Source organism: Pedobacter sp. 01T416_2, assembly GCF_056398925.1.
Genome location: NZ_JBFTQI010001130.1, coordinates 1 through 2,397 on the forward strand (window position 1 = coordinate 1; position 2,397 = coordinate 2,397).

Below are 2,397 nucleotides of genomic sequence, written 5' to 3' on the forward strand. Positions count from 1 at the left end.
CTCCTATCCATGAAATCAATTTTCACTCCTGCAATTCCCCATTTTTCCAGGGTTTCGAAAATGTTGAAGTTATTTTCGACTGCCAGCCAGGTAAACCAAAGTACAATTTTTACATTTTTCTGTTTGCCATAAGCAATTAACTCTTGCAGGTTAATGGTTGGATTAGGTTCGAAAGGATTAAGTGTTGTTTTTGCCCATCCTTCATCCATAATGATGTAAGGAATACCAAATTTCGAAGCAAAATCGATGTAATATTTATAAGTATCCTGATTATAACCCGATTTAAAATCCACGCCGTATACATAGGCATTATGCCACCACTCCCAGGTTACCTGGCCAGGTTTTATCCATTTGGTATCTTGTAACTGGTTAGGTGTACTTAACTTATAAACCATTTCGTTAGCAGCCAATTGCGTATCCTTATCGGTAATAACAAAAAAACGCCATGGAAACGATCTTTTACCAGCTGTTTTTGCAATATAATCGGCTTCTTTTAAAAWTTTCCGACTTCTGTCTCCATCTTCTCCAAAAGCCAATGGCACCTTTGGAAAAATAGCATCAACAGTTTTATCATCTGTGGCTTTTATAAACAAACAAGGGTAATCGTATAGATCTGCTTCTGATAAAAGTGTTTTATATTTTCCTGTGTTGAACAATATTGGCAATACATTCATCTTCTCTTTATTCACTTTTCCAAGCTCGTTTTGGCGGTATAAAATCTCATACGAAGTTTTAAAACCGCCTGTTTCTAAATAAGCCGCTTTAACGGGATTATTAAAATTAAGGTGTACATCTTCGCTGTTTATAATGATCGAGTCTTTTTTATTGGTAATAAACCGGTAAGCTATCCCATCGTTATAAACTCGAAATTCTACACTAAAATCGCCTTTAAAATCTAACCTTAACAAGTTATAATGGTTAATCACTGTGGCATTTTTAAGCGGTACAACAGGATTTGAACTGGTGTTTATAGATGAAAATGTTTTTTTGATCAATTTTGCATGCTCACCAAGCTTTGCCTGAGCCAGATTTAACTGTAAATAGGAATCGGCTAATAAAGGATTACCATTAAATGTAACCGCGTAGCCAATTTTTTCTTTAATGGCTACCGATATTTTGATCCGCTTATCTGGAGATAGGAGCTCTATAGGGGCGCTAAAGAGTTTTATTGTAAAAACCAGCATTAAGGCGGCAAATGACAGATATTTTTTCATTTTAAAGTTTGTTTGTTTAATAAAAATTTTTGGTTCTTACATTTTAAGGCTAATAAATCGTTTTAGTCTCTAAAATTAAACACTGCTTTTGATTTAACAATCGCCCTCATTTTGCACATAACCTTCGGGCGTAATATAACGTTGCACATTATGAGAATCTAAGGCGTAAGAGCCCATCCCTATCGGATTTGACACTTCTTTTTTGCCGAGTACTTCATGCTCGGTCATCACAAAATCTCCAATCATTCTCCTCGCCTCCCGTACATAAAGCTGATATGGCCAGTTTCCATTATCCTTAAATTCATCTTTCGCCAAACCCCATTTTTTAACCTGCTGCTGAATTTTTTCGGGCATCCTTGGATCGTTGGCCATGAAGTACATTAATCCTTTTTGATAATTTTCGTGAGCTTTAATAATTTCTTTCCGCTTTGTGTAGTCTGCTTCAGGATAGGCATAATTCATTCCAATAAAATCGGTACTAAATGGTCCGTGGTTATTGGTATCTGTTTTATGGTTCGGAATAGGATCGTATTTATTAAAAAGCTCGTTCCAACCGGCATTAAACACACTTAACAGCAATTCGTAATCCATTGCATTGTAGCGGTCTGGTTTTGGAAACGCTATTTTGTTTTCGGCTTTATTGGTCAGGCACATCCTATAACAATACGCCTGAAGTTTATGGTCTGCCGTTCCGTTCGGTCCAGGTTGATCAGTAGAAATACCCGTCAACAAGCCGCTTTTTTTATCTCCTGGAATTTTATAGGGATCGATATTATTTTTAAAATAATGCGCATGCTGAAAAACCAAGGCCTGTACCCCATTCCACTGTTCGTTATAGATATGGTTTGCTTCCCTGCCCACATGGTAACTTACTTTAGCTGCAGCCATTAAATCGCCTTCATAAGTAGCATCGATATACATTTTTGCACTAAAAATTTTGCCAGATAAGGTTTTGATACTGATAATCTTACCATCTTTCATTTTTACACCCTGTTTTCGCTCCAGCCATTCATCGCGGTAAATTTTTAATTTATTTTCTTTAACAAAACCTTCCATAACCTGCTCAGCAACATGAGGTTCAAAAATCCACATGGTACGGTCCGTTCCATCAATAGCAGGTGTACCCTGTCCTTTGTTACCGTATTCTTCTTTTTTCTGCCATTTCCAGGCGCTAGCTTGCTGG

General features: G+C 36.9%; 2 protein-coding genes. Both read right to left on the reverse strand.

Going from position 1 to position 2,397, the window contains the following annotated elements:
- Positions 1-1,214, reverse strand: a 1,214-nt coding sequence (locus tag AC1DPQ_RS27970) for a glycoside hydrolase family 97 N-terminal domain-containing protein (RefSeq protein WP_477611601.1), incomplete at its 3' end; no start/stop codon positions are given.
- A 93-nt stretch (positions 1,215-1,307) separates the two neighbouring features.
- A partial coding sequence (locus AC1DPQ_RS27975) for an FAD-dependent oxidoreductase (RefSeq protein WP_477611602.1) occupies positions 1,308-2,397 on the reverse strand: 1,090 nt, incomplete at its 5' end.